We start from the raw sequence: 25,688 nt of genomic DNA, 5'->3' as shown, positions 1-25,688 counted from the left end.
CCGGTTGCCGCTACTGGAAATTGCGCCCCTTGGGCATGACCCGTTGCGCCGCGCCCGACAGGGCGTCGACATCCTCCCGCTCCACCGGCAGGCTGCGGTTCGCGGAGCGCTCCGGTCCATTCGATGACCCGGCGGGCTGATGCTCGATGGTGGGCGGCTCCTGCAGGAGGACGCTCAGCCAGGGCGTCAAATCCTCGATCCTGTCGGCGACGATGTGGATGACATCCGATTCCTGCTGCAGCTTGCCGGTGACGCGGATGAAGCGTGCGCCCATCACGATAGAGCGGAAGCGGTCGAAGACGCGCGGCCAGATGATGACATTGGCGATCGCCTTTTCGTCCTCCAGCGTTAGGAAGATCGCATTGCCCTTGCCGGGGCGCTGGCGCACCAGCACTAGGCCGGCGACGGTGACGCGGCGGCCGTCGCGCACCGACGGCAGGCGGACATTAGGGGTGATGCCGGCGCGGTCAAGCCGCTCGCGCAGGAAGGCGACGGGATGTTCCTTCAGCGACAGGCCGAGCGAGCGATAGTCGTGGACGACATGCTCGCCGAGCGGCATTTTCGGCAGCTTCGTCTCGGGCTCCAGCTCGCGCAAGCGGAGCGTGGGCTGGTCGAACAGCGGCAGTTTCTCGGCTGCGCTCCTGCCGTCCAGCGCGCGCACCTCCCAGAGCGCCGCGCGGCGGTCGAGGCCGAGCGAGCGGAAGGCGTCTGCCTGGGCCAGCCTTTCGATCTCGCCAACATCGAGGCCCGAACGCAGCCAGACATCCCTGACCGATCGATAGCCGTCGCCGCGCCGGGCGACGGCGGCCTCCATCCCTTCCTCCGAAAGCCCCTTGATCTGACGGAAGCCAAGCCGCACCGCATGAGCCGTCTCGATGACGCCGCGCATCGAGGCATGGCGTTCGAGGATGCGCGAAGGATCGAAACCGGCCTCCTCCAGCCTGCAATCCCAGACGGAATGGTTGATATCGACCTCGCGCACCTCCACGCCATGGTCGCGCGCGTCGCGAACCAGCTGGGCGGGCTGATAGAACCCCATCGGCTGCGAGTTCAAAATCGCGGCGCAGAAGACGTCGGGATAGAAGGTCTTGAACCAGCAGGAGGCATAGACCAGCAGCGCGAAGGAGGCGGCATGGCTTTCCGGAAAGCCATATTCGCCAAAGCCTTCGATCTGCTTGAAGCAACGTTCGGCGAATTCCTTTTGGTAGCCCTTGTCGACCATGCCGTCGATCATGCGCTGGCGGTAGTTGCCGATCGTGCCGGTGCGCTTGAAGGTGGCCATGGCGCGCCGCAGCTCATCGGCCTCGCCCGGCTGGAAGCCGCCGGCAACGATGGCGATCTTCATCGCCTGCTCCTGGAACAGCGGCACGCCCAGCGTCTTGCCGAGAATCTCCTTCAATTCCGGCTTCGGGTATTCGGCTTTCTCCTTGCCCTGCCGTCTACGCAGATAGGGGTGCACCATGTCGCCCTGGATCGGGCCGGGCCGCACGATCGCCACCTCGATGACCAGATCGTAGAACTCACGCGGTTGAAGCCGCGGCAGCATCGACATCTGGGCGCGCGATTCGATCTGGAAGACGCCCAGCGTGTCGGCCCGGCAGATCATGTCGTAGACGCGAGGGTCCTCCGGCGGCAGCGAGCTCAACTGATGCGGCCGGCCGTATTTGTCACGCGCCTGCGGATAATGATGCGTGAGCAAGGTCAGGGCTCGCTTCAGGCAGGTCAGCATGCCGAGCGCCAGCACATCCACCTTGAGGATCTTCACCGCGTCGAGATCGTCCTTGTCCCACTCGACCATCTTGCGCTCTTCCATCGCCGTCTTGACGATGGGCACGACCTCGTCGAGCCGGTCGCGGGTGATGACGAAGCCGCCGACATGCTGGGAGAGATGGCGGGGGAAGCCGATGATCTCGTTGGCGCGTTCCAGCACCTGCCGCGACAGCGGATCGGCGCGGTCGAGGCCGCCGGCATTGGCTTCCCTTTCGCCGAGCTCCGAGGTCGACCAGCCCCAGATGGTGCTCGACAGGGCGCTCCGGACGTCTTCGGACAAGCCCATGGCCTTCGCCACCTCGCGCAGGGCGGAGCGGCCGCGATAGCTGATGACGGCGGCGGCCAGCGCCGTGCGCTTGGCGCTGTATTTCTCGTAAATATAAGCGATGACCTCGTCGCGCCGTTCATGCTCGAAGTCGACGTCGATGTCGGGAGGCTCGTTACGTTTCTCGGAGATGAAGCGCTCGAAGAGGGCATCGATCCGGTCAGGGCCGACCTCGGTGATGCCGATGCAGAAGCAAATGACCGAATTGGCGGCCGAGCCGCGCCCCTGGCAAAGGATGCCCTTGCTGCGGGCGAATTTCACGATGTCGTGGACGGTCAGGAAATAGCGCGCATAGTTCAGCCGCTCGATCAAAGCGAGCTCGCTGCCGATGCGCCGCAGCACTTCTTCCGGGATTCCGGCCGGATAGCGCACGGCCGCTCCTTCCCGCGCCAGGCGTTCGAGCTCGGCCTGCGGTCCGAGCCCGGATTCCGTCGGCTCGTCCGGATAATTGTATTCGAGGTCGCTGAGCGAGAAGGTGAGCTCGTCGGCGAAGCGCAGCGTCTCCGCCAGCGCTTCAGGGTGCCGGCGGAAAAGCCGCGCCATCTCCAGCGGCGTCTTCAGATGACGCTCGGCATTTGCCGTCAGCTCCAGCCCGACCTCGGAAACCGGCGTGTTGAGGCGGATCGCGGTCAGCACGTCCTGCAGCGGTCGGCGGTCGGCGGCATGATAGAGCACGTCGTTGGTCGCCATCAGCGGGATGTGCAGATGTTCGGCCATCGCCGCCGCCTGCTCGATACGGAAGCGGTCGTTGCCGCCGTAATCAGGCGCCACGGCAAGCCGAAGCGCGGTGCCGAAACGATCCTTAAGCCGGCTAATGAGCGTCAGATTGTCTTCCGCGCCTCCCGACAGGTTGGGCAGGATCGCCAGCGACATCAGATCGCCCCATTCGAGAAGGTCGCTGAGTTCGAGCAGCGTCGCGCCCTTCTCGTTCTCGTCGCGCAGATTGGCCTGCGTCAGCATGCGGCAGAGATGTCCCCAGCCCTTGCGGTCGCGGGGGTAAGCCAGAATGTCCGGCGTGCCGTCGCAGAAAACCAGGCGGCAACCGGGATGATAGGGCAGCTTCTCGACCCTGGCCTGCTGCCAGGCCCGCACGACGCCGGCGACCGTGTTGCGGTCGGCAAGGCCGATCGAGGAAAAGCCGTAGAATTTCGCCGTGACCACCAGCTCCTCGGGCTTGGAGGCGCCGCGCAGGAAGGAAAAGTTCGACTGGATGCCGAACTCGGCATAGGGGATGGCGGTCAGCGCGTTCATGCGAAGACGCCGTGCATGAACCAGCGCGGCGCGGCCTGCGAGGCGCTGCTGTAGAGGCCCTGGCGGTAGAGCCAGTAGCGGCGTCCCTCGCTGTCCTCGATACGGTAATAGTCGCGTGTCGGCGCCTCTTCCTCGCCGGGCAGCTGCCGCCACCATTCGGCGGCGATGCGCTCCGGCCCTTCGGCGCGGGCGACGCGGTAAAGCGCGCGCCGCCAGCGGAAATTCATCGGCGGGCCTTCGGGGATCTCGGTCGCCGGCACCTCGATCGGCTCGGGCGAGCGGAACAGCCGTACCGGCCGCTCCGGCGGGAAGATGGTCATCGGAGGTGCTGTCCGGTCGGGCTTCGGCGGCATGCGCCTTTGCGGCGCCTCCGCGAAAGGAACCGTGGTAACGGCGCGCTCCGGCAGGTGGCTATCGACGATGACCGGCTTCAGCACGGCGGCTTCGCCGAGGCGGGCACGCACGCGGTCGGCGAATAAAGCGATGTCGGCGTCATCGTCGCTTGTCTCGCCGGTAAGGTCGCCCTGCAGCATGTCGAAGGCGGCGACCGAAAGCACCGACAGCCGCACGAGGTCGAAGCCGAAGCCGGCATCGATGGTCTGTTCCAGCGCGGTCAGCCGTTCGTGAAACAGCTTTCGGATCAGCTGCGGCTCGCGCATGGGGCGCGAGGTGCCGACCGCGATGCGGCTGACGAGGCCGTCGACGCGAAAGAGGAGAAGGGCGAGCGCCCGCGCGCCTTCGCCGCGGCGCTCGAGGTCGGCCTTCAAGGCCACGGCAAGCCGGCTCACCAGCCGCTCGATGTCGTCGGTGAGCACGATCGGCTCGGCAAGATGGCGCTCGACCGAGAGCGGCGCCACGGGAAGGCGCGGCGACACCGCCTCGTCGAGCCGGCCGAGCGCCTGGTCGAGGCGCAGAAGCAAGGTGGCGCCGAAGCGGCGGGCGAGCGGCGCGCGGGGTGCGGCCATCACCGCCCCCGCCGTGCGCAGGCCGACGCTTTCCAGGCTGGCGCGGGTTTCCGGCGCGATGCGCAGCGCCGAAAGCGGCAGGGGCGAAAGCAGCGCCGCCTCCTCGCCGCCGGCAACGATGCGGTCGCCGTGGAAGCGCGCCGCCGCCCAGGCGGCGCCCGGCGTCGAGGCGAGGCCGGCGCGAACATCGAAACCCTGCTGGAAGAAACGGGTGAGGATCTCGTCCTGCATGGCCCGCTCGCCACCAAACAGGTGCGTGCAGCCGGTGACGTCGAGAAACAGCCCGTCCTCGCCGTCGATCGCCACCAGCGGCGTGTAGCGGTCGCACCAGTCGGCGAGGCCTTCGAGCAGGCGGCGGTCGGCCTCCGGGTCGGCCTCCACCACATCGATCGACGGATGCATGGCGCGCGCGTCGGCAATGCCCATGCCGCGCTTCAGCTTCAGCGCCTCAGCCCGCTCGTCGAGGGCTGCGATGCGCTGGGCGTTGCTGTCGCGATGGCTGATCACAAGCGGTGGGCAAGATGGGGGCAGGTGATGCGAGGGCCGGGAACGCCAGGACCGCCCCAGACGCTGGCGCAGGATCCGCTCCGCGCAAAGATAGGGGAACCACAGCGACAGAATTCGCTGCCCGCTCTTCCTCGGGCCTTCTTTCGGCAAAAGCGTGCTCATCGGGGTTCCACTCCAGTGTGAATTGTCCGGGCAGGGCCGTGCGGCTCTTGCCGATATCGACGGTGAAGGCGGGGCGGCCGATCGAGCCGGCCAGCGCGCCGGCGAGCGTTTCGCGGCTCGCCGCGGGCGCTGCCGAAACAATGAGGCGCACGGGCGCCGCGGTGGGCTCGGCCTGGCCGGCCTGACGCAGCAAAAACACCGGCCGGCCGGCGCTCTGGGCGCGGGCGTGCAGCCGCCGCGTCGCGGTAAGGTCGAGAAGCCGCGGGCTGCCGCGGATCTCGAGGAGGACGGCGGCGAAGGCCGTCATGCGGGCGGCCTCCTCGGCGATCCACAGCGCGTCGACCAGTTTCGGCGCTTCGGAAAACAGCAATTGTTCGGGCTCGATGCCGAAGAAGGCGTGGAGGCCCCTGGCATAGGGAAAGCCGGCCTCGCGGAAAATCTCCGCCGTTCCGATCCAGAGGACCGGCAGGCCCTGCTTCTGTTTGAGGATCAGGCTGGCGAGCGACAGCGCAAAGCCGGCCACGGCGCCGGCATCGCGGGTCTCCAACCCATGGATTTCACTGAGCGCCGCCTTGGGCACGCCGCCGCCGAGGGCAGTGTCGAGGCGTTCTATGCCGGTATGCAGGAAGGCATCCGGCGAGGCCACAGCGAGGCCGCGCCGGACGATGGTGATTTCGGGGGTGACATCCGATCCCGCGGCATCGCCAGCTATTTGTTTTTTTGCAAGTCCGGACGGAAAACCGCTTCGCACTGTTCCTGGAATCGCTTTTGGCGCGCCGGAAGCCGGCGCTTCCAGGCGCTCGGGCAGCGTTCCCTCGATCTTCGCGATCTGGCGGCGCAGGGCAAAAACAGTTTCCCGCGCCACGACGCTTATCGCCATGACGTTCACTTCCGGCAGTGGTTGTTCCTGTTATGTTCTTATAGATTCCAGAGGGGCCTGGAAGAGTCAAGCGGAGTCGCAAGGAATTTATTCCTTCTGCTTTTCAGCTTCCAAGATCCAGCCAGCCGGCCCATTTGCCTCGACAGGCGCGAAAGCCTATATGCCGAGGTCAAAGGAAACCTCATGGCCCGCATCTACAAGACCCGCATCTGGCATGACCAACTCTCGCCATCGATGGATGAGATGGAACTTCTGGCGCTGGAGGCCTACGCCCATCTGCCGGAGGAGTTCCGCAAGCTCACCGGCGAGATCATCATCCAGATCGCCGATTTTCCGACCGACGAGATCATGGACGACCTGTCGCTGGAGACGCCCTTCGATCTGCTTGGCCTGTTCGAGGGGCGCGGCATCGCCGAGCGCTGGAACCCGCAAACCGGCGAGGGGCCGAACCGCATCACGCTCTACCGCCGCGCCATCCTCGACTATTGGGCCGAGAACGAGGAGACGCTGGGCGACATCGTCACCCACGTGCTGATCCACGAAATCGGCCACCATTTCGGCCTGTCGGACGACGACATGGAGCGGATCGAGGAAGCGGCCGAGCAGGCAGCGGCGGGGTGACGAATGAGAGGGCTGCCGTCCTTTCCTACCAATCGCTGAGCTTGGTGTCCGAGGTGTATTCCTGGCCCTCGATATCCTTCACCACGGCCTGGCCGCAGCGCATCGACTTGGTCGTCTTGTCATAGGCATAGGTCGGCGAGCCGAACAGGTGCCAGCCTTTGTTCAGGGCCGCCGTCACCTTATGGCAGAAAGTGGAATCGTCCGGACCGGACAGAAAGCGGTAGAGTTTCATTTTCGACCCTGTCGTGACCAATGCTTGTCTATCTTTCCTGGAATCGCTCGAGCGCATCATGCGCCGATGATTGCGGCCTTCGCCAGAAGTTTCTCGGCATCCGCCAGATGCAGCCGCTCGACCATGCGGCCGTCCAGCGCAATGACGCTTTTGCCGGCATTTTCGGGCCGTGAGAACGCCTCCCTGATCGCCCGCGCCCTGGCCAGCGCCTCCGGCGCCGGCGCAAAGGCGCGGTTCGCGGGCTCGATCTGGGCGGGGTGGATCAGCGATTTGCCGTCAAAACCCATGGCGGCCGCCTCGGCGCATTCCCGCGCGAGGGCGTCGAGGTCGCGAAAATCGTTGGCGACGCCGTCGATCACGTCGAGGCCGCCGGCGCGGGCGGCGAGCACAAGCTGCAGCAGCCAGGGCGTGAGATAGCGCCGGTCGGGCGTTGCCGAAATGCCAGTTGCCTTCACCAGATCGTTCGTTCCGGCGACGAAACAAGCGAGGCGGGAAGAGGGATCGCGGCCAAGCTCGGCGATGGCGCCGACGTTGAGCAGCGCCTTGGGCGTCTCGATCATCGCCCAGAGTTTCACGATATCCGGCGCGAAATTGTCGTCGAGCAGGTCGCCGGCCTCGAGGATGCGCGCGGCGTTCCGATCTTGGGCAAAAGAATGCTGTCGGGCTCTGCCTTGGCGACGGTCAACAGGTCGTCGATGCCCCATTCACTGCCGAGCGGATTGATGCGCACCACCATCTCGCAGCGGCGCGCCGGCCGCGCGGCGAGGATGCCGGTAAGCTTGTCGCGGGCGGAAACCTTGTCGGCCAGCGCCACGCCATCCTCGAGGTCGATGATGACGGTATCGCAGGCGAGCGAGGCGATCTTGGCCAGCGCCTTGTCGTTCGAAGCGGGCACGTAGAGCACCGAGCGGCGCGGGCGGTAGGTGTCAGAGGTCATGGCCGATCTATGCAGGCTGGAGACGAGTGAGGCAAGGCGCGGCACCATAGAACTCATTTGCGTTCTGGCTAATTGTCGAAGCCGGCGCCGCCCCTCATTGCCCTGCCGGGCATTTCTCCCCGTATAGTGACGGGGAGAAAGGGCCTGGCCGCGATGTCGGCTCCTGCAATGCTGGCGATTGGCGAAGCCGGCGATGGCAGCGCCCCTCTCCCCGTCACTATACGGGGAGAGGATGCCGGCAGGCAGGTGAGAGGCGGCGCCAGCCTGAAACGACTTTGCTCCTGCACGAAATCTGCAAATCCTTGCGGAAAACCTCCTCCAATCCGCCGCGCGCTTTCCGCAGCCGCCGGCGAAACAGGCGGCATGCGAACACATCACAGATCCCGCTGGTCCCTGCCCCGGCGCCTCCGCAACGAAGGCTGGTGGTTGGTCGAGCCGCAGAGGCCGCGCATCACGGCGGTCATGCTTCCTTTCATCCCAAGATCACGGCTGCGGCATGCCATGCGAGCGGCGGCGCTCGGGACGGTTCGGTCTTGACGCCAGCTTTCACGACTGGCGGCCTTTGCGCGCTCTCGACAAGCACGACCCGCTTGCTAATCCTGTCATGACAAAACCGTATTCAGCGAGCTGCCGATTCCATGCCGCACAACATCCTCGTCGCCGACGACGATCCGCATATCCGCGAGATCATTTGCTTCGCGCTGGAAAAGGCCGGCATGAAGACGGCCGCCGTCGCTGACGGCGCCGCCGCGCTGCAAGCGGTCGAGCGCCGCGCGCCCGACCTCATCGTGCTGGACATCGGCATGCCGGAAATGGACGGGCTGGAGGTCTGCCGCAGGCTGCGGCAGCGCTCCGACGTGCCGGTGCTGTTCCTGTCGGCCCGCGATGAAGAAATCGACCGCATCCTCGGCCTTGAAATGGGCGGGGACGACTATGTGACGAAACCGTTCAGCCCACGCGAGCTGGTTGCCCGCGTCAACGTCATCCTGCGGCGGGCGCGCCCGGCGGTGGTGGAGGAAGACGCCGACGACCGTCAGTTCGCGCATGGCAAGCTCGTGCTGGTTCCGGCAAGTCATGCTGCGAGCTTTGAAGGCAAGCCGCTCACCCTAACAGCGATCGAGTTCGCGATTCTGAAAGGTTTTCTTGGCCGCCCGCAGCATGTGCTTGGCCGCGATGCGGTGATGGCCAATGCCTACCAATCCAACATCCATGTCTCGGAACGCACGGTCGACAGCCATATCCGCAACATCCGCGCCAAGTTGGCGGCGGTCGGCTGTTCGGATGCGATCGCGACCGTGCATGGCGTCGGCTTCCGGCTCGGCCGATGCGGTGGCTGAGCAAGGAGAAATGGCGGCCCAGGCTCGCCACCGTGGTCGTCGCCATCCTAATCGTGGTGATGGCGCTGCCGCTGGTCGGCCTGTTCTTCTTCCGGCTCTATGAAAACCAGCTGATCCGCCAGACCGAGGGCGAGCTCATCGCACAGGGCGCGGTGATTGCCGCCGTCTATGCCGATGCGGTGCGCGCGGCCGGCATTGCACCGGAACGGTTGGGAACGCCGATCTCGGCGGATCCGGCAAGGGACAATAATTACCCCTATCAGCCGATCGAGCCGCAGCTCGACCTTGCCTCCGACAATGTCATGCCGTCGCGACCGGCGGCCGTTCCCGCCACCGCCGATCCGGACTTCGCGGCCATAGGCGCAAAGCTCGACGGCATTCTGGACGAGGCGCAGAAGACAACGCTTGCCGGCTTCCGGCTGCTCGATCCGCATGGCGTGGTGATTGCCGGCGGCGGTGAGGTCGGACAGTCTTTCGTTGCGGTCGAGGAGGTGCGGCAGGCGCTCGCAGGCGCCTATGCAAGCGAGCTTCGCCTGCGGATCCCCGACCAGCCGCCGCCGCCGCTCTATTCGGTGAGTCGCGGCACCAAGGTGCGCGTCTTCGTCGCCTTGCCGGTCGAGCTCGACGGCAGGGTCGCCGGCGTGGTCTATATGTCGCGAACGCCGAACAACATCGTGAAACATCTCTATGGCGAGCGCGGCAAGGTCACGCTCGCGGCGATCGCGATTCTCGGCGGCACGCTGCTGATCGCGCTGGTGTTCATCCGCACCGTCAGCCGGCCGATCTACGCGCTGATCGAGCGCACCAAACGCATCGCTGCCGGCGACCGCGAGGCAATGCGGCCGCTCGCCCATCACGGCACGCGCGAGATGGCGGCGCTGTCGGCCGCCTTCCTCGACATGGCGCAAAAACTCCAGGCGCGCTCCGACAGCATCCAGACCTTCGCCACCCATGTCTCGCATGAGCTGAAATCGCCGCTGACGGCGATCCAGGGCGCGGCCGAGCTGCTCAGGGATTCCGGCGGGACGATGGACGAGGACGAGCGACGGCGTTTTTCCAATAACATCGTCACCGATGCCGGACGGCTCAATCTGTTGGTACGCCGGCTGCTCGAACTGGCGCGCGCGGAAAACCTGGCGCCGAGCGGCGAAAGCACGACAATCGGCGCGGCGCTGGCGCTGCTGCCGGTCGACGCCAGGCTGGAGGTACGCGTCGAATCGGGCAGCGATATCGGCCTCGGCATCTCGGGCGAGAATCTCGCGATCGTGCTCGCCAATCTCATCGACAATTCCGCACGGCACGGCGCGAAGCAGGTGACGGTCGGCGCCGAAAAGGCGGGCGAAAGGGTGGCCCTCCACGTCGACGACGACGGCGGCGGCATTTCGGCGGCCAATCGCGCAAGAATATTCGAGCCGTTCTTCACCACAAGACGCGAGGCCGGCGGCACCGGCATGGGCCTCGGCATCGTGCTGGCCCTCCTGAAAGCACATGATGGCACGATAACGCTGGTTGACTCCGAACGCGGCGCGCGCTTCGAGATCAATTTGCCGGTCGCGTGAGGACCGGTGAATCGGAGAACAAAGTGCGTTACGACATCGTCATCATCGGCGGCGCCATCGTCGGGTCCTCGGTCGCCTACTATCTGCGCGAAGAAGGTTTTACCGGCTCCATCGCGCTGATCGAGCGCGATCCGCAATTCTCGCAAGCGGCGACGACGCTGTCCCTGGCCTCGATCCGCCAGCAATTTTCCATTCCTGAAAACATCCGCCTGTCGCAATTCACGCTGAAGCTGTTCCGGCGACTGAAAGAGACTTTCGGCGCCGATGCCGATATCGGCTTTCGCGAGGGCGGCTATCTGATCCTCGCCGGCGAGGCGGGGCTGCCGATCCTCAAGGCCAATCACGAGGCGCAGATCGCCGAAGGCGCCGATATCGTGCTGGAGGATGCAGGCCAGCTCGCCCGCCGCTTCTCCTGGCTTTCAACCGAAGGCATTTCCGCGGGCGCCTATGGCCGCGGCGGCGAGGGCTGGTTCGACGCGCATGCGCTGCTGATGCTGTTCCGTAAGGCGCTGCGCGAGAGGAGGATCGACTTTATCACCGCGTCGGTCACCGGTATCGCGCGCCAGGGCAGTCGCGTCACCGGCGTCGCCCTCGACAATGGCGAGACGCTGGAGGCGGGTATCATCGTCAATGCCGCCGGTCCGAACGCCGGCAAGGTGGCCGCCCTTGCGGGGCTCGCGCTGCCGGTCGAGCCGCGCAAGCGCAACGTCTTCGTCTTCGAGGCACGGGAAAAATATGCCGACATGCCGCTGCTGGTCGATCCCTCCGGCATCTATGTGCGGCCGGAAGGCTCGGTCTATCTCACCGGCGGCGCCGAGCCGGAGGAAGGCGACCATGCACCCGATCCAAACGATTTCGAGGTCGAGTGGCCGCTGTTCGAGGACGTGATCTGGCCGACTTTAGCCACCCGCGTCCCAGCCTTCGAGGCGATCAAGCCGACGCGCGCCTGGGTCGGGCATTATGATTACAACACGCTCGACCAGAACGCGGTTATCGGGCCGCATCCGGAGGTGGAAAACTTCCTCTTCGCCAACGGCTTCTCCGGCCATGGCCTGCAGCAGGCGCCGGCGGTGGGCAAGGCGCTCTCGGAACTCATCGTGCATGGCGGCTATCGGACGATCGATTGCACGGCGTTCGGATATGAGCGCGTCGCGGCGGGGCGGGCGTTCAGGGAATTGAACGTCATCTGACGCATAATCGCATCGACCGCCAGCGCGTTGCCGAGCGCATGCCCGCGCGCCGTATTGTCGAAAATGCACCACACCTCGGTGGCTGAGGCGCCCGCGTCGGCGAGCTGGGCGCTGATTTCCAGCAGCCGGCCGGCGTCGTAGTCCGAAAAATAGACATGCGGCGCGCCGTGAAAGCGGAAATAGGCGAGCTCATGCCAGCCGCCGGGCGCGGAACCGGCGGGAACTGAGGCAGGGTCCGCCGCCACGCGCCCGACGCGGAGGCGGCTCAGCAAAGCGTCTGCTCCCGGCTCGAACCAACTGGCGTGACGCGGTTCGCAGACCAAGCGGCAGTCGGTCTTGTCGTGCAACAAAGCGAAGAACTTTTTGGCTATCTGCCTGTCGAATTGCAGACTGGGCGGCAGCTGGACCAAGAGGGCGGACAGCTTCTCACCGAGACCTCCGACCTCGCCCATGAAAGCATCCAGAAGATCATGGCAATCTATGAGGCGGCGCTCATGAGTCGCGGCTTTGGGCACTTTAACGGAGAACCGAAAATGATCCGGGACCGAGCACGCCCAGCGCTCATAGGTTTCGCGCTGATGCGGTTTGTAGAAGGAGGAGTTGATCTCCACGACAGTAAGACGCGAAGCGTAACGCTCCAATTGCGAGCCCGTCGCCGGAACAGAGGACCTGTGCGCTGCCGGTATGGTCCATCCGGCTGTTCCGACAAAAGGTTTGTTTTCGGCCATGTCGACAATCTGGACAGGCGCGCCTGCAGGTCAAGGTGGGGCTCAGGCGGCGAGGCGGCAGCCCAGATGTGCCTGTAGCCAGCCGAGCACGCGCGCCCAGCCTTCGGCGTGCTCCGCCGCGGCGTCCGGGAAGCCGGCGAAGCCGCCATGGCAGACGGTGAGCCGCGTGCCGGCAGAGGTCGGTTCCAGCAGATAGGCAACTGTCGTTTCGTGACGGCCGAGCGTCGGGTGATCCCAATCGTAGCGCCTCGTCTGCACGACCCTGCGCCCCGTCTCGATCTCGAGGAAGCTGCCGCTGGCGGGCAGGGTCCTGCCGTCGGCCGTCCTCACGATGACGCGCCACGATCCGCCGACGCGCAGATCGGCGGCCCAGCCGATCACCCGGTAGGTCTCGGCCGACCCCCACCAGCGCTCGACGTCGCTGGTGAGAAGCGCGGTGACGACTTGTTGCGGCGAAGCGGGAAGTTCCGCCGAAGCCATGACCGTCTCGGTGTTCGCCATGGCGCGCGGCCAGCCATGCGGCAGTATCATTGCCAACCTCCTCCGCGGCCGTTCAATACCTGATTCAGACCTTCGATGGCGGGCGCTCGAAACCCTTGCCGGTCTCCAGCAGGCTCTTGAGGCTCGCCAGCACCAGCGGCCAGCCCTTGGACACGTTCGGAATCAGCCGGTGCGGGCCGTCGGCCTCGTGGGTGACGGCAAGCTTCATCAGCTCGCCGTCCTTTTCGATGGTGAAGGTACAGCGCGTGTAGCCGTCTTCCTTCACCTCGGGCAGCCATTCGTTGCGCCATTTGATGACCAGACGCCGGGGCGGATCGATCTCGAGGATCTCGCCCGAGTCGGCCACGCGGCCGTCCGGGAAGATCAGCTTCCAGCTCGAACCCACCTTCCAGTCGCTCTCCTGGTAGGAGCAGAGGAAGAACTGCCGGTTGAACTCCGGATCGGTCAGCGCCGTCCAAAGCTTTTCGGGCGTGGTGCGGATGTAGGTGACGTAGACGAAAGTGTTGTCGCTCACGGCTCTTCCCTTTCAAGTCGTTTCTTCAGGTCGCTCAAGGCATCCAGCCGATGGCGCTCGAATTTGCCGATCCAGCGCTCGGCGATCTCGTTGATCGGCACGGGGTTGAGGTAATGCTCCTTCTCGCGGCCGCGGCGAACGGTGGCGACAAGGTTCGCCTCCTCGAGAATTGCCAGGTGTTTGGTCACCGCCTGGCGCGTCATGTCCATGTGCTCGCAGAGCGCGTTCAGCGTCTGTCCGTTCCTGGCATAGAGGCTGTCCAGCAATTGGCGGCGGGTCGGGTCGGCCAAAGCGCGAAAGACGGCATCCATGGTCATGGCCTTAATAGGCAACCATTTGGTTGCATGTCAAGCTGCAAAGTTTATTCGACGAGAAAGACGGTGCAGGCACCCCGGCCTGCTTGCCGACGATGCATTGCGACTGCTACTGGAATTCATCTTCTGAATAATAGACGGTATGGTTCTTGCAATGAAAGGTTGGATCGGATGCCTCTCATTTACGACTATGACTTTCAGTCCATTTTCCCTTTAGCTGTATACAAGGACGACACGTGCCAGCGACTCTTGGCGCGGGCCGGCATTGCTCACAACATTAAGGGTAATTACGTCGCGCTGTTTCGCGATCCGGTTACGGTTGCCGCACTTTGGGCGGCGCCGGACACTGTCAAGGCGGCCGTTTTGAAGTCGGATTTCGGCATCCTGCTGTTCGAAGGCGAATCCGATTCGACCCGCGATAAAGCCGAGTTCATCAAAAAGACTCTGCTCGAACATGCCGCACAGAGCATCAGCGCCAATTGGGATGACCGAACGGTCAAGATGGCCGTCTTCAAGCTTCACATGTTCTGCAAATCGATCACTAAGGGAGAATTGGTGGACGAAAGGGGCAAGATTCGGTGCTCAAACTGGGTTGAGCAGCAAGTCAGGGCGGCCCGGGTCACCGAACCGTTTGACGTCAGCCAGGCCTTGGATGCGATGATCAGTGACGTAGTAGGCCGCACTGCTGGGGGGCGGCCGACGCCGCCGACACAGACAGCGAGACCTACGCCGGCTCCTGCGCCGAGAATATCGTTGCGTTCGATTTTCGGGCGCTGGCGTCAATAGCGGTTGACATCAGCGCGTCAGCGCTTGCGGGAGAACCAGAAGGCGTCGGTCATGCGTGTCATGCCGATGCGCTCGTAGAAGCCGACGGCATCGGGCATCGAGATCAGGCTGATGGCGACCGAAGGGCCGAGCTGGCGGCGCGCCTCGTCCATCAGGCCTTTGCCGATGCCGAGCCCTTGCGCCGAGGCGGACACGGCGAGCTCGGAGATATAGCAGACCCAGGAGAAGTCAGTCACCCCGCGCGCGACGCCGACAAGCGGCTTGCCCTCGCTGTCGAGACGCGCCGTCAGCACCAGGTTGGCATTACTGAGCATCGTCTTCAGGCGCGCCTCGTCATCGATCGGGCGCGTTTCGCCGAGGCCGGATTCGACCAGCACGCGGCGGAATTCGGCGACATTGAGGGCGGGCTCGCTGGCGTAGAGGACTTTGGAAGGACGGGCCATGGTCGCAGACTGCACCGGCCGCACAGAATTTCGAAGCCGTTTTTTGAGGTGTTCCAGTTCCGTCCACCCTGCCCGCCTTTGGCCCAAGGGCAGTGCACGAACAGTTGCCTTTCATTTGCCGCCGGCTTTGTGTAAAGCCGTGCGCAAAATTCCCCGCAGAGAGAAGACGGGTAAGGACCATGGACAAATTCACCAAGCTCACCGGCGTCGCGGCGCCCATGCCGATCGTTAACGTCGATACCGACATGATCATCCCGAAGGATTATCTGAAGACGATCAAGCGCACCGGGCTTGGCACCGGCCTGTTCGCCGAGATGCGCTACAAGGACGACGGCTCGGAGAACGCGGATTTCGTGCTCAACAAGCCGGCCTATCGCAAGGCGCAGATCCTGGTCGCCGGCGACAATTTCGGCTGCGGCTCGAGCCGCGAGCACGCGCCCTGGGCGCTGCTCGATTTCGGCATTCGCTGCGTCATCTCGACGTCGTTCGCCGATATTTTCTACAACAACTGCTTCAAGAACGGCATCCTGCCGATCACGGTCAGCCCGGAAGACCTCGACAAGCTGATGGACGACGCCTCGCGCGGTTCCAACGCCACGCTGTCGATCGACCTCGAAGCCAAGGAGATCCGCGGCCCGGATGGCGGCGTGGTCAAGTTCGATCTCGACGACTTCAAGCGTCACTGCCTCTTGAACGGCCTCGACGATATCGGGCTGACCATGGAGAAGGCCGGCGCCATCGCGTCCTTCGAGAAGAAGAACGCCGAGCTGCGCCCCTGGGCCTGAACGGCTGAGGCACTTGTGATAGATAGCCCGGCCGCAAGCGGCCGGGTTCGTGTGGCTGAACGGAGGGACAGTCATGACACGCCCGCTTCTGGCCGGCGCCTGCGCCTTGGCGGCGATCCTTCTGGCGGTGTCCAGGGCGACCGCGGCGCCGCAGGCGCCCGCGCCTTCCGACCAGCCCGCCGCCGATCAAGGGGCGGCCGATCAAGGCGCATCGAGCACTTCTGACGCCGCTCCCGCCGACACCGACAAACAGGCGCCGATCCCGTTCGAGGACGGCCAGCTCACCATCACGCAGCCGGAGCAGGACGGCGAGAAGATGCTCGCCTATGACGGCAAGCAGCTGGCCAGCAATTACGACGTCTCCTTCGACAGGATCGTCAAGATCGGCGACGTCAACGTGGCGCTGGTCGATGTCGGCGACGGCGGCAACCAGTGCGGCCCGGCCAAGGTCATCGTCTGGAAACCGAAGGACGGCGAGATCCGGACCACGACGGTCGAGCAGGACGAATGCGGCGCGCCGCCGGCCGCGGTTTCCGACGACGCCATCTATTTTGTGCCTTTCCTGCTGCCCGGAGCAACCAAGCCGGCCTTGCAATGGTCGCCGACCGAGGGGCTGACGACCTCCGGAAACCTGACCTACACGCCGGAACCCGGCACCGACTGGAAGGACGTCGATGCGTCGAAATACGACAACATCATCGACGCGTTCCATAACGAAGCGGTCTACAAGGCGGCGCAGGCGCTGCTGGGCGACGATATGCCCGACATGGCGACCAGCCTGCTGGTCGGCGGCGGCACCGAAAAGACCGCTTCCGGCGCCTTCTATGCCACCGGCTGCGTGCCGCATGACTGCGGCGGCAATGACGGCTTCATGGCGGTCGACCCGGTCAAGCACAAGGTCTATTTCGCCCGCCGCGGCGACAATGGGGAGCCGAATGCCTGGCCGCCGGTGAAGGACTGGCCGGCGGATATCAAGAAGGCGTATGACGACACGCAGGGGAATTAGCCCGAGCGTCAATTGCCAGCTTGCGTCCTTCGCGCCTCCCCTCTGTCCCGCCAGCATCGCGTTGTCTGGCTCACGACTGGGCTGTGGATGCGTTTCAGAATGACCTAACAAATCCTGCGAGGCCCCATGCGCAAGCTGATCTCCACCGGTTCCCCCTTCGAGAAAACCGCCGGCTATTCGCGCGCGGTGGTGCAGGGCGACTGGTGTTTCGTCTCCGGAACGACCGGCTACGACTATGCCACGATGACGATGCCCGACACGGTCGAGGCGCAGACGCGCAATTGTCTTGCCACCATCGCCAAGGCCCTTGCCGACGGCGGCTTCGACATGGCCGATGTGGTGCGGGCGCATTACTATATTACCGACCAGGCCTATGTTGACGTGGTCTTCCCGATACTCGGCGAGGCGTTCGGGGACATCCGCCCGGCGGCGACGATGATCGTCTGCCAGCTCAACAAGCCGGAGATGAAGATCGAGATCGAGGTGACGGCGCTCAGGCGCACTGTCTGATGCCTGTCGCCCAGGCTGCGAAGCGGCTGGGCACAACGACGGCGTGGAGCGAGGAGCGGCCCATGGTCAAGGTCAGACGCATCGTCGCGAATATCGAAACGCCCGACATTGCGGCGGCAAAGCGCTTCTATCAGGGCGTGCTTGGCCTCGATCAGCTCATGGATATGGGCTGGATTGCCACGTACGGCTCCCAGCAGACCATGGCCGTCCAGATCAGCTTCATGTCGCAAGGCGGGTCGGGCACGCCGGTGCCGGACCTCTCGATCGAGGTCGACGATGTCGATGATGCGCTGGACCGCATGCGCAAGGCTGGCTTTGCCGTCGAATACGGCCCGGCCGACGAGCCCTGGGGCGTGCGGCGCTTCTATGTGCGCGATCCGTTCGGGCGGCTGGTGAATATCCTGTCGCATCGGTGATGGCGCGCCTACCGGCCTCTTGCGAGATGCTGGCAGGGCAGAGGGGGGTGTGAAGGAACTCGAGGCTCGTCCCCTTGCGCGCAGCCCGCCCGGCGTTTAGCAAGACCGCGGTTCAATTCTCTCCCCAGGACGGTTCTCCATGGCTTCGAAAAATCTCCTCCTGCTCGCCGGCGACGGCATCGGCCCCGAGGCCATGGCCGAAGTGAAGAAGTTGATCGCGGCCATGAACGCGAAGCTCGGCAGCGGGTTTGCCACCGACGAGGGGCTGGTCGGCGGATGCGCTTACGACGCGCATGGCGCGGCGATCTCCGATGCCGACATGGAAAAGGCTGTTGCTGCGGATGCCGTGCTGTTCGGCGCCGTCGGCGGGCCGAAATGGGACAAGGTGCCCTACGAGGTGCGCCCCGAGGCCGGCCTGCTGCGCCTGCGCAAGGACATGGAGCTGTTCGCCAACCTGCGTCCGGCGATCTGCTATCCGGCTTTGGCCGCCTCCTCCTCGCTCAAGCAGGAGGTGGTCGAGGGCCTCGACATATTGATCGTGCGCGAGCTGACCGGCGGCGTCTATTTCGGCGAGCCGAAGCAGATCATCGACCTCGGCAACGGCCAGAAGCGCGGCATCGACACCCAGGTCTACGACACGTTCGAGATCGAGCGTATCTCCGGCGTCGCTTTCGAGCTGGCACGCACGCGCAAGAACCATGTCACCTCGATGGAAAAGCGCAACGTCATGAAGTCGGGCGTGCTGTGGAACGAGGTGGTCACCCAGACGCATCAGGCGAAATATGCCGACGTCAAGCTCGACCACATGCTGGCCGATGCCGGCGGCATGCAGCTGGTGCGCTGGCCAAAACAGTTCGACGTCATCGTCACCGACAATCTGTTCGGCGACATGCTCTCGGACATCGCCGCCATGCTCACCGGCTCGATCGGCATGCTGCCGTCGGCCTCGCTCGGCGCGCCGGACGTCAAGACCAAGAAGCGCAAGGCGCTCTACGAGCCGGTGCACGGCTCGGCGCCCGACATCGCCGGCAAGGGCGTCGCCAATCCGATCGCCATGATCGCCTCCTTCGCCATGTGCCTGCGCTATTCCTTCGGCATAACGGTGGAAGCCGACAAGCTCGAAGCGGCGATCGCCGCCGTGCTCGACGACGGCCTGCGCACCAAGGACATCATGTCCGAGGGCATGACCGAGGTCGGCACCACCGAGATGGGCGACGCCATCATCGCCAAGTTCCTGGGCTGATCCCCATGGCAGAGGCGGCGGTCGACGTCCGCTGGGCGACGACCGAAGACGCCGAGGCGCTCGCCACCGTGCTTTGCGCAATGGCGGCGCATTATCGGCAGTCACCGCTCGACCATGCCCGGGCGACGGCCACGGCAAAGCAGTGGCTCGGCGAGGAAAGCCCGGCCTATCCGCATTTCGCGCTGGCCTTCGCCGGTGGCGAGGTGGCCGGCCTGGCCTCGGTCGCGATCGCGCATCCGGGCACTGATCTCGACCGGCTGATGTTCTTGAAAGACCTGTTCGTACGCCAAGAGGCACGAAACGCGGGAGTGGGTGAGGCGCTGATCGGCTTTCTCGCCGGCTATTGCCTCGACAAGCGCATTGGCCGCATCGACCTCACCGCCGAGGACTGGAACGAGGGTGCGCTGCGCTTCTACGAGCGGCTCGGCGCCGAACGCCACGGCCAGAAGATCTTCCTCAGGCTGTCGGGCGAGGCACTAAGGACGGCGGCCGTCAGAATCTAACTCCGGTCGGCACCGGCCCCCACTTGTTGTCGCCGGCCTGGGTCGGGATCAGGCCGAAGACCAGGGTGGCGAGCCAGCCGACATAAGGCACGAAGCAGAGGATGGCGAGCCAGCCGGTCAGGCCGAGATCATGCAAGCGGCGCACGACGAGCGCGACCCACGGCAGGAACGTGAGCAGGACGTAAAGACCGAGAAGGCCGAACATGACGACCGGCTCATCGCCGCCGCCCTCGAGGTCGCCGCGCGACAGGTCTGCGGACAAGCCGACGCCGATGGCGACGACTAGACCGATCGTCCAGAACAGGCAAAAGCCCCAGAACTCCTTGCGCCGGGAGCGGCCGGAGAAGTTGACGTAGTTCGTCGTCACGCCACGCCAGAAATAGCTCCAGAGGCCGGTCGATTCCACCGTTCCGGCCTCGGCGTTGCGGCCGAAATGCGGCTGCCCCGCAGGCGAGCTGCCCGGCAGCGGACGGGCAGGAACTGGAACGGCGTTGTCAACCGGATCGATCATCCGGCCGCGGACCGAGAAAACATTGCCGGCACGTTCGCCGTTCGGCTGGAACTCGACCTGGGCTCCCCTGGCAAGCGTTGTCTCGCGACGCAGTTCCTCGCGCGCGAAACTGTAGCGCCTGCCGTCGGCGCCGCTGATGAAGCCGAAGCCCTGGTGCTCGTCATAGTGAAGAACTTCGCCGCGCATCAGATCCCCCCGAGCGTCGAATTCTTTCCCTTTGCTCGATTTGACATGAGCGCCGGCCGGCGGGCAAGAGCGATGGCGTTCAGCCGGCTATCGCAGAGGCGGCAAATCGGGATAGAAGCCGCAAGTCGCCTAATAGACCGCGAAGCAATGGCCCAGAAGGACTCGACACTGCTGCCAGAAGCGGCCGACGCTCCCCGCGGCCAAAGACGGAAAATCTGCATCGACGCCACCGGCCTGCTCGCCTGGCGCGGCGCGCTGGCCGGCATCCAGCGGCTGGAAGACTTCATGGTCAGGGCAGCGCTCGCCGATCCCGACCCGGATGTCGAGGTGGTGACGCTCGATTTCTCCAGCCATCGTTTCCGGCCGCTCGAAAAATTCGAAGTCGAGCAGTTGGGCGTCAGCGAGATCGCGCCGTTCCGGCAGCGGCCACGACTGCAAGCCACTGCCGCGCTGCGGCAGGGGTTCGAAGCGGTGCGGCGCCATCCAATGGCCAAGAGTGAAGCCGATCGCCAGCTTGCGGGAATGGTGACGAACGGCCGTCCCGGCTTCACCTTCACGGTGTCGAAGCTGTTGCTGCGGGCCTATCGCTTCTCTAGGCGAGCCCGTCTCTGGGCCGGTTTGCTTCGGGGCGATGCGGCGCAGCCGACGAAGGATGTCGGGCCTCGAACGGTGCTGATCAGCAACCAACTGCTGGTCGGCGAAAAGGTAGCGGCGGTTTGCGCCGGCCCCGACAACATAGCCTTTCTTTGCCACGACATGATCCCGACCATGCGGCCCGACCTTGTCGCCAAGAACAGATGGCAAGCCGCCTTCGGGCCCAATCTCGAACGGCTGGTGCGGTCCGGCGCGGCGGCCTTCTGCACCTCCGACACCGCGGCGACGATGCTTGGCGATCACATGCGCAAGGCCGGCATAGATCTGCCGGTCGTCCATCGCTTCCCGATGCCCTCGCTGCTGCATGAGAAGGCCGCGCGGCTGAGAATGACGTCGCGGCTCGAGGCTGGCGAGCCCTACATCCTTTATTGCTCGACCGTCGAGATCCGGAAGAACCACATCATGCTCGCCCGCATCTGGCAGCAGGCGCTCGACGAAGCCGTTTGGTTGCCGAAGCTCGTCTGCGTCGGCCGCTGGGGCTGGATGGTCGAGGAGCTCAGCGCCTATCTCAAGGCTCATCCGGGGCTGAAAGAAAAGATCATCTTCGCGGGTCCGGTCAGCGACGAGGAGCTTATCGGCTATTATCGAAGTGCCACCTTCGGCGTTTTCCCCTCGCATATCGAGGGCTGGGGCTATGCAGCTTCGGAGTGTCTGGATTTCGGAGTCCCGGTCATCGTCTCGACCACGCCGTCGCTGATCGAAGCGACCGGCGGCCTGATGCCCGCGGTCGGTTCGACCGATCAGATCGGCTGGTATCGCGCAATCCGACGGATGACAGACGACGCTGCCTGGCGCGATTTGCTGGCCGGCCGTATCGCCGAAGAGCACAGGCCGACATCGCCTGCCGAAAGCTGGGCGGCGATAAAGGCCGGGCTCAAGGCGGCAGCAGCCTGCGCCAATTGACTCTTTACGCAAAGCGCGTAAAAGCCGGCAGCGAACGGGATCGTCTTCAATGCGCGGCCATTTGGCTCTTCTGGCATTCGATGCCCCCAGCCACGATGCACAGCATTGGGCCGGGCGTTTCGACGCGTCCGTCCGTTCTCGCAAAACTACGGCCAAAACCACCACCAAAACGGTGTGATTCCCTTGGCCTAACCACCCTCTCCCGGGTTCGGCCCGGGGGACAGAACCCGCATGAGGCCGGCGGGTTTTCTCCAACAACCAAGCGGAGAGGGACAGGAGATTTCGATGAGTTTCAAGGTTGCGGTAGTCGGCGCCACGGGCAATGTGGGCCGCGAAATGCTCAACATTCTGGACGAGCGCGGCTTCCCGGCGAGCGAAGTGGTGGCATTGGCCTCGCGCCGCAGCCAGGGCACCGAAGTGTCCTTCGGCGACCGCACGCTGAAGGTCAAGGCGCTCGACACCTACGATTTTTCCGACACCGACATCTGCGTCATGTCGGTCGGCGGCAACGTCTCCAAGGAGTGGTCGCCCAAGATCGGCAAGCAGGGCTGCGTCGTCATCGATAATTCGTCGGCCTTCCGCTACGACCCTGACGTGCCGCTGATCGTGCCGGAAGTGAATCCGGACGCGGTCGAACTCTTCTCGCGCAAGAACATCATCGCCAATCCGAACTGCTCGACGGCGCAGCTCGTCGTGGCGCTGAAGCCGCTGCACGATGTCGCCACCATCAAGCGCGTCGTCGTCGCCACCTACCAGTCGGTCTCCGGCGCCGGCAAGGAAGGCATGGACGAGCTGTTCACGCAGACCCGCGCGGTCTTCGTCGCCGACCAGGTCGACGTCAAGAAGTTCACCAAGCGCATCGCCTTCAACGTCATCCCGCATATCGACGTCTTCCTCGACGACGGCTTCACCAAGGAAGAGTGGAAGATGGTCGCCGAGACCAAGAAGATGCTCGATCCCAAGATCAAGCTGACGGCGACCTGCGTGCGCGTGCCGGTGTTCATCGGCCACTCGGAAGCCGTCAACATCGAGTTCGAGAAGCCGATCACCGCCGACGAGGCGCGCGAGATCCTGCGCGAGGCTCCCGGCTGCCAGGTCTTGGACGAACGCGAGAATGGCGGCTACATCACGCCGCTCGAGTCGGCCGGCGAGGACGCCACCTTCATCTCGCGCATCCGCGAGGATTCGACCGTCGATAACGGCCTGTCGATGTGGGTCGTCTCCGACAATCTGCGCAAGGGCGCGGCGCTCAACGCCGTCCAGATCGCCGAGCTGTTGGTGGAGCGGGGCCTGATCCAGCCGAAGAAGAAGGCGGCTTAGTTCCGCTCACGGGCCGCACCGCCGCTTCGCGGCTGGCCCTCCGCGAGGGCGCCGGACGACCGGCGGCCCGCGGTCGCGGGCTCGGCCTTCGGCCGTTGGGTTCTCGCTCACGGGCCGCGCGTCGCGGGCGCCCTTCCGCCGATAGCTCTCTTTTCCCCGTTCACGGGAAAGGTCGCGGCAGGAGGATGAGGGTGGCGCCGGAATATCCAGGTGTGACGAGCGATGCCCGCTGCTTCCATGTGCTGAGGCGCTAGCCACTGCTCTCCGCAGCCAGTTGCCGCAGGAGGCCGAGCGCCTCTTCCGCCCGCTCCGCCGGGACGAACAGATGGTCGTGATAAAAGGCCGAGACCGGATTGACGCCCATGCCGGCAGCGGCGAGCCGCGTCGTGATCGCGGCCAGAAAGCCGACGGCGTCGAGCGACGAATGGATGTCGAGCGTGATCATCCGGCAGCGGAACGTGCCGGCGAGGCCGGCTAGCTTCGCTTGGTCCTCCGTCACGATCAGCGTCAGACCTTCCCGCTCGCGAAACTGCATGACCGGGTCAAGACCGTGCGGCACGGCCACACCCGGCGCCAGCGTCGCGAAAACATGGACATCGGGGAGCAGTTTCGGCGTCATCGACGCCAGTAGTCTTTGGAGATTGGTCTCGCCGGTCATTCTCTCTCCTTCGGGCATGCATTCTCACTCAATCATGCGTTCGAAAAAAGCGCACCGGCCCTTGTCGGATCGCCGCCCTGCCCGCCGTCCTTGGCTCGAAGCTGGCAAAACAGCCAGGCTCCAGCCAAGGAGGGAACACCAATGAGCATTTCAGAAGCCGCTCCTGTCTCAAATGGCGCCTTGTGGACCGGGCGCGTGCTTAGCGCCATTGTCATCCTTTTCATGATCTTCGACGGCGTCATCAAGCTGCCGCCGCTGCAGATCGTCACCGAGACGATGACACAGCTCGGCTGGCCGGATGACCCCAACATCGCGCGGCTGCTCGGCATCGTCGGTCTGATCTCGACTGTGCTTTATGCGCTGCCGCGCACGTCCGTCCTCGGCGCCATCCTGCTCACCGCCTATATGGGCGGCGCGATTTCCACGCATGTGCGCATCGGCAACCCGCTGCTTTCGCACACGCTGTTCGGCGTCTATCTCGCTGTTGTCCTGTGGGGCGGGCTCTATCTGCGCGACCCCAGAGTGCGCGCGCTGATCCCGTTCAGCCGCTGAGCCGGTTCGTTCTGGTGATTCCACCGGCTGCGGCGACCGCAAGGCTTCGAAGCCGGGTTGCCAAGCTGCGTTACCGAACGCTAATTCGTGAGCACTCTCAATGCTGTCGAGGCCGGTTGGCGCAACCCGCGCCTGCCTTCGAAACAGCAATATTCGTTCGCTTCGGGATCAAATTAGCCGTTTGCGAGTTAAAGCTTGGCGGCGAGGACGGCGATCCCGTGAGAGAGGAACTGAAATGAAGAAAGCGATTACCATTCTGGTGCTGACGGTGGCGCTGGGCGCCTGTTCGCAGACGGAAAAAGGAGCGGCGATCGGCGGCTTGGGCGGTGCTGCGGTCGGAGCGGCCGTCGCCAATGACCCGGTCGAGGGCGCAGTGGTCGGTGGCGCTGTCGGCGCCGTGGCAGGCGCGTTGATCGGCCGTGCCAGCGAAAGCGGCAAGTGCCGTTATCGGGACCGCTACGGGCGCGTTTATATTGCTCGTTGCCCGTCGGGATATTGAGATATCGACGGGCCTGACCAAAAGAACGGCGGGGTTGGCCCGCCGTTCTTTTGACCTGTTTTGACCGAGGCCGAGATTACTCGGCGGTCGCGGCTTCCGCCTCGGCGGGTGCTGCGGACGCGGCCGCAACGGCAGCGGCGGCGTCTTCCTGGGCCTTCTTCAGCAGGGCTGCGCGCTCCTGCGCCTTCTTGCCGGGCAGGGCCTTGTTCGGGTTGGAGCGGGCCGGACGCTTGGCGATGCCGGCCTCGTCCAGGAAGCGCAGCACGCGGTCGGTCGGCTGGGCGCCGTGCGAGAGCCAGTGCTTGACGCGGTCGGCATCGACCTTCACGCGTTCGCCGTCCTTCGGCAGCAGCGGGTTCCACGACCCGAGCGCCTCGATGAAACGGCCGTCGCGCGGCGAACGGGCGTCGGCGACGACGACGTGGTAATAGGGACGCTTCTTCGAGCCCGCACGGGCCAGTCTGATCTTCAGTGCCATTCTTTATCTCCTAACAAGCTCTGAGTTCGTTGATTGGGTTGCGGCTTTGGCCTTGTGCAAGTCGTAATCCCAAGACCGCTGCGCAGTTTGGGCGACATACACCAGCTTCAGCCGGTTTTCGTCACGCCGTTGTTAGCGGCGATCTGTTCGTGATGCCGGATGACTTCGCGGATGACGAAGTTCAGAAATTTCTCCGCAAAATCCGGATCGAGATGCGCATCCTTCGCCAGTTGGCGCAGGCGGGCGATCTGCTGCTGCTCGCGCGCCGGGTCGGCTGGCGGCAGGCCATGCTCGGCCTTCAGCACGCCGACCGCCTTGGTGCAGCGGAAGCGCTCGGCCAGCATATGAATGAGGGCGGCGTCGATGTTGTCGATCGAAGCGCGGTAGCCCGCCAGAACGGCGCGTGCCTCGGCCATATCCTTCTCCTCGTTCATCGCCCCCC

At 64.8% G+C, this 25,688-nt stretch carries 28 protein-coding genes and 1 pseudogene; 15 read left to right on the top strand and 14 right to left on the bottom strand.

Annotation, left to right across the window (positions count from 1 at the left end):
• Positions 1-10: 10 nt before the first annotated feature.
• From P9228_RS01200 to P9228_RS01190, 3 genes are read right to left on the bottom strand one after another with little or no spacing between them, the layout of a single operon-like run.
• The gene (locus P9228_RS01200; RefSeq protein ID WP_278051892.1) at positions 11-3,346 is read right to left on the bottom strand and encodes an error-prone DNA polymerase; all 3,336 of its coding nucleotides are present in this window, start codon (positions 3,344-3,346) and stop codon (positions 11-13) included.
• Positions 3,343-4,818 (bottom strand): DUF6504 family protein, encoded by a 1,476-nt coding sequence (locus P9228_RS01195; RefSeq protein ID WP_278051891.1) that lies wholly within the window; start codon positions 4,816-4,818, stop codon positions 3,343-3,345. Before P9228_RS01195 ends, P9228_RS01200 begins: the two co-directional genes overlap by 4 nt.
• Complete coding sequence (locus P9228_RS01190; RefSeq protein WP_127243099.1) at positions 4,760-5,860, bottom strand: hypothetical protein; 1,101 nt, start codon at positions 5,858-5,860, stop codon at positions 4,760-4,762. The genes P9228_RS01195 and P9228_RS01190 overlap by 59 nt, the downstream gene beginning before the upstream one ends.
• A gap of 183 nt (positions 5,861-6,043) precedes the next feature.
• Between P9228_RS01190 and P9228_RS01185 the strand changes: the two genes are divergently transcribed.
• Complete coding sequence (locus tag P9228_RS01185) at positions 6,044-6,481, top strand: metallopeptidase family protein (RefSeq protein WP_066991616.1); 438 nt, start codon at positions 6,044-6,046, stop codon at positions 6,479-6,481.
• A 25-nt stretch (positions 6,482-6,506) separates the two neighbouring features.
• Here the strand turns inward: P9228_RS01185 and P9228_RS01180 are convergent, their stop codons facing one another.
• Together P9228_RS01180 and P9228_RS01175 are read right to left on the bottom strand one after the other, a co-directional pair.
• The gene (locus P9228_RS01180; RefSeq protein ID WP_095776719.1) at positions 6,507-6,713 is read right to left on the bottom strand and encodes a DUF1737 domain-containing protein; all 207 of its coding nucleotides are present in this window, start codon (positions 6,711-6,713) and stop codon (positions 6,507-6,509) included.
• A 56-nt stretch (positions 6,714-6,769) separates the two neighbouring features.
• A pseudogene (locus P9228_RS01175) lies at positions 6,770-7,650 on the bottom strand (CoA ester lyase).
• A 638-nt stretch (positions 7,651-8,288) separates the two neighbouring features.
• Between P9228_RS01175 and P9228_RS01170 the strand changes: the two are divergent.
• From P9228_RS01170 to P9228_RS01160, 3 genes are read left to right on the top strand one after another with little or no spacing between them, the layout of a single operon-like run.
• Entirely contained in the window at positions 8,289-8,987 is a 699-nt protein-coding gene (locus P9228_RS01170; protein ID WP_067323595.1) for a response regulator transcription factor, read from the top strand.
• Positions 8,975-10,546 (top strand): HAMP domain-containing sensor histidine kinase, encoded by a 1,572-nt coding sequence (locus tag P9228_RS01165; RefSeq protein ID WP_278051890.1) that lies wholly within the window; start codon positions 8,975-8,977, stop codon positions 10,544-10,546. The genes P9228_RS01170 and P9228_RS01165 overlap by 13 nt, the downstream gene beginning before the upstream one ends.
• A 23-nt stretch (positions 10,547-10,569) precedes the next feature.
• On the top strand, positions 10,570-11,736 hold the full coding sequence (locus P9228_RS01160; RefSeq protein WP_278051889.1) for an FAD-binding oxidoreductase: 1,167 nt from the start codon (positions 10,570-10,572) through the stop codon (positions 11,734-11,736).
• Here the strand turns inward: P9228_RS01160 and P9228_RS01155 are convergent.
• From P9228_RS01155 to P9228_RS01140, 4 genes are read right to left on the bottom strand one after another with little or no spacing between them, the layout of a single operon-like run.
• Complete coding sequence (locus P9228_RS01155) at positions 11,655-12,464, bottom strand: DUF72 domain-containing protein (RefSeq protein ID WP_278051888.1); 810 nt, start codon at positions 12,462-12,464, stop codon at positions 11,655-11,657. The two genes, P9228_RS01160 and P9228_RS01155, sit on opposite strands and share 82 nt — an antisense overlap.
• A gap of 42 nt (positions 12,465-12,506) precedes the next feature.
• Positions 12,507-12,995 carry an SRPBCC domain-containing protein gene (locus P9228_RS01150; protein ID WP_278051887.1) on the bottom strand — a complete coding sequence of 163 codons (489 nt, stop codon included), beginning with the start codon at positions 12,993-12,995 and terminating at the stop codon, positions 12,507-12,509.
• A gap of 34 nt (positions 12,996-13,029) precedes the next feature.
• Positions 13,030-13,479, bottom strand: a complete 450-nt coding sequence (locus P9228_RS01145) for an SRPBCC family protein (protein WP_066991633.1) — start codon at positions 13,477-13,479, stop codon at positions 13,030-13,032.
• Positions 13,476-13,796, bottom strand: coding sequence for a metalloregulator ArsR/SmtB family transcription factor (locus P9228_RS01140; RefSeq protein ID WP_127240943.1), 321 nt, complete (start codon positions 13,794-13,796; stop codon positions 13,476-13,478). Before P9228_RS01140 ends, P9228_RS01145 begins: the two co-directional genes overlap by 4 nt.
• Before the next feature lie 168 nt (positions 13,797-13,964).
• Between P9228_RS01140 and P9228_RS01135 the strand changes: the two genes are divergently transcribed.
• Positions 13,965-14,579: a hypothetical protein gene (locus tag P9228_RS01135; protein WP_278051881.1), complete on the top strand. Its 615-nt coding sequence runs from the start codon at positions 13,965-13,967 to the stop codon at positions 14,577-14,579.
• 17 nt (positions 14,580-14,596) lie between these two features.
• Here P9228_RS01135 and P9228_RS01130 read toward each other — a convergent pair whose 3' ends face one another.
• Positions 14,597-15,022 (bottom strand): GNAT family N-acetyltransferase, encoded by a 426-nt coding sequence (locus P9228_RS01130; RefSeq protein WP_278051879.1) that lies wholly within the window; start codon positions 15,020-15,022, stop codon positions 14,597-14,599.
• Positions 15,023-15,201: 179 nt separating this feature from the next.
• On the opposite strand from P9228_RS01130, the gene leuD reads away from it, so the two are divergent.
• From leuD to P9228_RS01100, 6 genes are all read left to right on the top strand, one after another.
• Positions 15,202-15,807, top strand: a complete 606-nt coding sequence (leuD, locus tag P9228_RS01125) for a 3-isopropylmalate dehydratase small subunit (RefSeq protein ID WP_278051877.1) — start codon at positions 15,202-15,204, stop codon at positions 15,805-15,807.
• Positions 15,808-15,880: 73 nt separating this feature from the next.
• Positions 15,881-16,813: a hypothetical protein gene (locus tag P9228_RS01120; RefSeq protein ID WP_278051876.1), complete on the top strand. Its 933-nt coding sequence runs from the start codon at positions 15,881-15,883 to the stop codon at positions 16,811-16,813.
• Positions 16,814-16,939: 126 nt separating this feature from the next.
• Positions 16,940-17,323 (top strand): RidA family protein, encoded by a 384-nt coding sequence (locus P9228_RS01115; RefSeq protein ID WP_067323608.1) that lies wholly within the window; start codon positions 16,940-16,942, stop codon positions 17,321-17,323.
• Positions 17,324-17,385: 62 nt separating this feature from the next.
• Positions 17,386-17,739, top strand: a complete 354-nt coding sequence (locus P9228_RS01110; protein WP_066991913.1) for a VOC family protein — start codon at positions 17,386-17,388, stop codon at positions 17,737-17,739.
• A gap of 139 nt (positions 17,740-17,878) precedes the next feature.
• Complete coding sequence (gene leuB / locus P9228_RS01105) at positions 17,879-18,982, top strand: 3-isopropylmalate dehydrogenase (protein ID WP_278051866.1); 1,104 nt, start codon at positions 17,879-17,881, stop codon at positions 18,980-18,982.
• Positions 18,983-18,987: 5 nt separating this feature from the next.
• Positions 18,988-19,485 carry a GNAT family N-acetyltransferase gene (locus P9228_RS01100; protein WP_278051865.1) on the top strand — a complete coding sequence of 166 codons (498 nt, stop codon included), beginning with the start codon at positions 18,988-18,990 and terminating at the stop codon, positions 19,483-19,485.
• Here the strand turns inward: P9228_RS01100 and P9228_RS01095 are convergent.
• Positions 19,475-20,182: a DUF805 domain-containing protein gene (locus P9228_RS01095; protein ID WP_278051863.1), complete on the bottom strand. Its 708-nt coding sequence runs from the start codon at positions 20,180-20,182 to the stop codon at positions 19,475-19,477. The two genes, P9228_RS01100 and P9228_RS01095, sit on opposite strands and share 11 nt — an antisense overlap.
• A gap of 147 nt (positions 20,183-20,329) precedes the next feature.
• Between P9228_RS01095 and P9228_RS01090 the strand changes: the two genes are divergently transcribed.
• Positions 20,330-21,739: a glycosyltransferase gene (locus tag P9228_RS01090; protein WP_278051861.1), complete on the top strand. Its 1,410-nt coding sequence runs from the start codon at positions 20,330-20,332 to the stop codon at positions 21,737-21,739.
• Between the two features lie 285 nt (positions 21,740-22,024).
• Positions 22,025-23,059 (top strand): aspartate-semialdehyde dehydrogenase, encoded by a 1,035-nt coding sequence (locus P9228_RS01085; RefSeq protein ID WP_278051859.1) that lies wholly within the window; start codon positions 22,025-22,027, stop codon positions 23,057-23,059.
• 250 nt (positions 23,060-23,309) lie between these two features.
• Here the strand turns inward: P9228_RS01085 and P9228_RS01080 are convergent, their stop codons facing one another.
• Entirely contained in the window at positions 23,310-23,717 is a 408-nt protein-coding gene (locus P9228_RS01080) for an ACT domain-containing protein (RefSeq protein WP_278051857.1), read from the bottom strand.
• A gap of 141 nt (positions 23,718-23,858) precedes the next feature.
• Between P9228_RS01080 and P9228_RS01075 the strand changes: the two genes are divergently transcribed.
• Together P9228_RS01075 and P9228_RS01070 are read left to right on the top strand one after the other, a co-directional pair.
• Positions 23,859-24,269 carry a DoxX family protein gene (locus P9228_RS01075; protein WP_127240950.1) on the top strand — a complete coding sequence of 137 codons (411 nt, stop codon included), beginning with the start codon at positions 23,859-23,861 and terminating at the stop codon, positions 24,267-24,269.
• Positions 24,270-24,504: 235 nt separating this feature from the next.
• Positions 24,505-24,768 carry a YMGG-like glycine zipper-containing protein gene (locus P9228_RS01070; RefSeq protein WP_066991674.1) on the top strand — a complete coding sequence of 88 codons (264 nt, stop codon included), beginning with the start codon at positions 24,505-24,507 and terminating at the stop codon, positions 24,766-24,768.
• Between the two features lie 76 nt (positions 24,769-24,844).
• Here the strand turns inward: P9228_RS01070 and rpsP are convergent, their stop codons facing one another.
• Together rpsP and P9228_RS01060 are read right to left on the bottom strand one after the other, a co-directional pair.
• A complete protein-coding gene (rpsP, locus tag P9228_RS01065; RefSeq protein WP_066991677.1) occupies positions 24,845-25,246 on the bottom strand; it encodes a 30S ribosomal protein S16 in 402 nt (133 codons plus the stop codon).
• Positions 25,247-25,353: 107 nt separating this feature from the next.
• Positions 25,354-25,680 carry a chorismate mutase gene (locus P9228_RS01060; protein ID WP_066991680.1) on the bottom strand — a complete coding sequence of 109 codons (327 nt, stop codon included), beginning with the start codon at positions 25,678-25,680 and terminating at the stop codon, positions 25,354-25,356.
• Between the last annotated feature and the right edge of the window lie 8 nt (positions 25,681-25,688).

Source organism: Mesorhizobium sp. WSM4898 (genome assembly GCF_029625845.1).
Classification (GTDB): domain Bacteria; phylum Pseudomonadota; class Alphaproteobacteria; order Rhizobiales; family Rhizobiaceae; genus Mesorhizobium.
The sequence above is the reverse complement of the archived record's forward strand: the minus strand, read 5'-3'. Positions and strand labels throughout refer to the sequence as shown.